This is a genomic window from Roseofilum sp. (genome assembly GCF_982964205.1).
In genome coordinates this window covers 1-4,272 of record NZ_CEZBFX010000199.1, presented here as the reverse complement: position 1 = coordinate 4,272, position 4,272 = coordinate 1, and the positions used below count along the sequence as shown (strand labels likewise).

The following is a 4,272-nucleotide window of genomic DNA, read 5'->3' as shown; positions in this document are numbered from 1 at the left end:
CACTTGCCTCAGAAAACTCCAGTCCCTCCATACAAAGAACAGAAGAAACCACTGATTCTTCTAGTTCACTCGCCTCAAATCACCCAACTCCATCGATACAAAGAACAGGAGAAATCACTGACTCTTCTAGTACACTTCTCTCCGAAAACCCAACTCAATCCGTACAAAGAACAGAAAAAATCACTGATTCTCCTGGTGTACTTGCCTCAGAAAACTCCAGTCCCTCCATACAAAGAACAGAAGCAATCACTGATTCTCCTGCTGCACTCACCTCGGAAAATTCAACTCCCTCCATACAAAGAACAGAAGAAAAAGCTGACTCTTCTGGCACATTCACCTCGGAAAATTCAACTCCCTCCGTGCAAAGAACAGAAGAAAAAGCTGACTCTTCTAGTAACTGGAACTCAGGAAAATCAGCTCCTTCCGTACAAAGAACAGAGGAGTTTAATAACTCCATATTAAATTCTGAGGGTAGTGTGTTAAGTGAAATTTCTGTGTCAGACAATGTACTGCAAGGTCGTCTGGCTAATCCTGGAGACGGTTTGATGAGGAATAGGGGAATTTTAGGGAAAAGTAAAAAAAAGCTAAATGTTAAACAGTCTATGTTTTTGCCTTCAGGTATTTCTATGAGTGCTAGTGGGGAGGTTTCTAGTAGTGATTTTACGAATAAACCTAGAAATTTAGAGCAGTTGATTCAAGAGTCTTTAAAGGCAAGAAGTGAATTGAAGGAAAAGGTTTCTGGACGTAAGGCGAGTGCGGTGAAGCCTATTAGTAAGGATGAAACAGAACTTTATGAATATTCGGAAAATGTTACAACGGAAACGGAGGAAGAGGAAGAGAAGGAGGAGGATAAAACGGATGTGGTTGAATTGTTGGCTAGGGAGGTTTATGGGTTGATTCGTCAACGATTGACTATTGAGCAAGAGCGCTATGGCTCTTTTTACTCTGGTCGTTTGCCTTGGTGATTTGGTTAAATAGGAAGGGTTAAGGATTAAGGAGGTGGGCAATGGGACTTTCGGATGCATTAACGTCGGCGACTAAGGGAGCGGTACTAACGGGTGCAGATCTGCTGATGATGGAGGCAGCGATCGCCGTAGACAAAGAACGAGAAGATATTTATGATATAGTCGAGGCCGAAAAGCAGAAGGCTGCACTCCAACTCTATCAACAGCAGTTTCTACAAGGGGATGTACGTTTAGTCAAAGCGGCGTTGATTCCGAGGGATGGGGAAGCGAGTAGCATTATTCGCTTTATGTTTAATCCAGAGGAATTACGATTTAATCGCAGTGTCAAGATTGAAGATATGCAAGGGGCAAGGACGGAACGGGGATTGCCTAAAGTGAATTTTGGATTTGTGGAACCCTACAAACTTACGTTGTCGAATTTGATCTTTGATACCTATGAGTCGGGAACCAATGTTTTAACGCAAATTCAACCCCTTCTAGATGCGGTGGATTTTAGTTCATTTAAAGATCCATTTGATGAACAAAAAGTTACAGTCAATGGAAAGAACTATTCTTATCAAGAACGAACCTTGGCGGTTTCGCTTGGAGATTCTATGATCTCTTCGTTTACGAAATCTATTAGTGGTGTTGATGTTTATGGTTTGGAGGAATATGGTTCAGAAAATATGTCAAAACAGGCAATTGAATTAAGACGACCACCTGTGTTTTATTTTATCTGGGGAGATAAGATTTATATGCGCTGCATGGTGGAATCTTTGGATTATAGTTTGAATATGTTTCGGCCGAATGGAATACCCGTCAGGGCAGTGGTAACCTTAAACTTGAAAGAGGTCGATCTAGGGGTGGCTAGTCGTAAGTTTAGCGAACGCCAGAGTTTTGTTCAAGGCGCTACTTAATATTGAGTGGATCGGTTTTTTTGAGGAATTACGAGTATGAGTGATGAAACACTGTTTGTTTCGACTCCTATGGTTGAGATTGAGGGAGCAACTGAGGAGGAGATGAGTAGTTTTATGCGGGATATTTTGCAAATTTCTGTGGAGGAGAGTTTGCATTTACCAGGAATGTTTACGCTGGTGATTAATAATCCGTATAGTCCGTTGGATGATGAGACACAGACTTGGCAACACGATCGCTTAATTCAAGTGGGCAAAAAGGTTAAGATTGGCTTTGTTGGCAGTACGTCGGAGGAAAATGAGGCGGCGAATCAGGATTGGTTGATTGATGGCGAGATTACGGGAATGGAAACCCATTTTACGAATACGACTCAAGCGCCGATCGTGATTCGAGGGTATGATTTGTCGCATCGTTTGCATCGAGGGCGGTATAATCGTTCGTTTCAGGATTATACGGATAGCGATATTGTGCGGAAAATTGCTACAGAAATGGGAATACAGGGGGGGCATATTGATGATAGTGGCAAGACTCACCCCTATGTTTTCCAGGAAAATCAAACGAATATGGAGTTTTTGCGGGAGAGGGCGGCGCGAATTGGGTTTGAGTTGTTTGTGCAAAATGGGAAGTTGCATTTCCGCAGTCCGACGGAGAGTGAGGTGTTACAGTTGGCTTGGCTGACGGAGGTGGAGAGTTTTCGGGTGCGGGTGACGAGTTCGGAGAAGGTGGATGCGGTTGAGGTACGGAGTTGGGATTATCGGTATAAGAAGCCGATTGTGGCTAAGGTGGATCGCCACAATTTAATCACGAATGTGGAGGGAAAGGGCGAGGGAATTGTGGATACGACTGATACGAATGATAGCAGTATCTATTTTATTGAGGATAGTTTTGGCTCGAATTTACCGTCTCCTCGGCTGATTGTGGTGGATAAACCGGTGGCTAGTCCGGATGAGGCCGATCGCATGGCTCAAGCGATTTATGATGAGTTGGGGGGGGAGTTTATCTATGCCGATGCCCATGCAAATGGGAATCCCTTGATTCAGGTGGGTAAGGTGATTGAGCTAACGCAGATGGGGCGCTACAGTGGCAGATATTATGTGACGGAAACTCGCCATTTGTATTACCAGGGGATTTATACGACGGAGTTTAGTGTTCGGGGATTGCGAGGGGGGTCGATTTTTGATATTTTATCGCCCCAAAGTCGCTTGCGGCCGGGACAGACGTTGATGGTGGGTATTGTGACGCATAATCGAGATCCGGAGGGGTTGGGGCGGGTGCGGGTTAAGTTTCCGACGCTGAATCCGGAACCTGATGGTAGCGCCCATGCGAGCCAGTGGGCAAGGGTGGTGAGTGTGGGTGGGGGTAAACATCGGGGGTTTGATTGTTTGCCGGAAATTAATGATGAGGTGTTGGTGGCGTTTGAACATGGGGATGTGCATCGTCCTTATATTATTGGTGGGTTGTGGAATGGGCAGGATAAACCGCCAGAACCGGTTAATCGGACGATTTCCGATCGCGGAAAAGTGCGCTTAAGAACGTTCAAAACGCCTAGCGGCCATACGTTACAGTTTGTGGAGGAAGACCAATATGCCAGTCGCGATGGGATTTATCTGCGCAGTAGTGCCGGTCATGAGATAGAACTCAATGATAGCGATCGCGCCCTGGAAATTACCACCAACGGCCAAAACAAAATCCGTTTTGATGACCGCAACCAGCGCATCGAAATTCAGACCAGAGGCGGTCATCGCTACATTCTTGATGATGCCCGGCACAATGTTACCCTAAAATCGACGGGAACTACTAGCCTGAATAGCTCTAGAGGGGTGCAAGTTAACCCAGGTCTGGGTCAAGTTAATGTATCTGGACATCTTACCAGTCAAACGTTAACGACTGGACAACTGATTATCGGATTGGGGGCGAATCAAGTTAATGTGGGAGAAGCGATCGCTAACCTACAAAAACAAGTCACTCAACAACAACAAAGCTTCCAAAACTACGTTCAACAGCAACAAACCCTCGATCAACAGCAAGATGCCGCGAGAGCGCAACTGGCTCAACAACTGCAACAAGCCCAAAACCAAGCCACCCAACTCACCCAAACTCAACAACAACTCTTGCAAGAGCAGCAACGCCAACAAACCCTCGATCAACAGCAAAATGCTGCACTGCAACAAACTCAAAATCAACTGAACACTCTCATTAACCCAGCCAGTCCGAGTCCAAGTCCTACCCCAACTCCAACCCCTCCAGCGCCATAGCTCCAGAGTTCCAAGCTATGAGACAATATAAAAAGCAATTTGGGCAGATTTACTTCTTGAAAAAATAAACTTTTAATCCTACGATTAAATCCCCCATCTCCCTATCCCCCTATCCCCCTATCTCCCCATCTCCCTATCCCCCTATCCCCCTATCTCCC

At 45.4% G+C, this 4,272-nt stretch carries 2 protein-coding genes and 1 pseudogene; all 3 read left to right on the top strand.

All coding sequences use genetic code 11. The annotated features are described in order from the left end of the window. Nucleotides 1–965, top strand: a pseudogene (locus tag AC3A14_RS24150) (hypothetical protein); the annotation flags it as partial. Between the two features lie 41 nt (nucleotides 966–1,006). Continuing rightward, nucleotides 1,007–1,861 (top strand): CIS tube protein, encoded by an 855-nt coding sequence (locus tag AC3A14_RS24145; RefSeq protein WP_318719129.1) that lies wholly within the window; start codon nucleotides 1,007–1,009, stop codon nucleotides 1,859–1,861. 36 nt (nucleotides 1,862–1,897) lie between these two features. Beyond that, the gene (locus AC3A14_RS24140; RefSeq protein WP_318736219.1) at nucleotides 1,898–4,114 is read left to right on the top strand and encodes a VgrG-related protein; all 2,217 of its coding nucleotides are present in this window, start codon (nucleotides 1,898–1,900) and stop codon (nucleotides 4,112–4,114) included. The last annotated feature ends 158 nt before the right edge of the window (nucleotides 4,115–4,272 follow it).

What these genes read in the sequence shown, in the direction of transcription:
- AC3A14_RS24145 (WP_318719129.1), top strand. Translation starts at nt 1,007, where the DNA reads ATGGGACTTTCGGATGCATTAACGTCGGCGACTAAGGGAGCGGTACTA.
- AC3A14_RS24140 (WP_318736219.1), top strand. Translation starts at nt 1,898, where the DNA reads ATGAGTGATGAAACACTGTTTGTTTCGACTCCTATGGTTGAGATTGAG.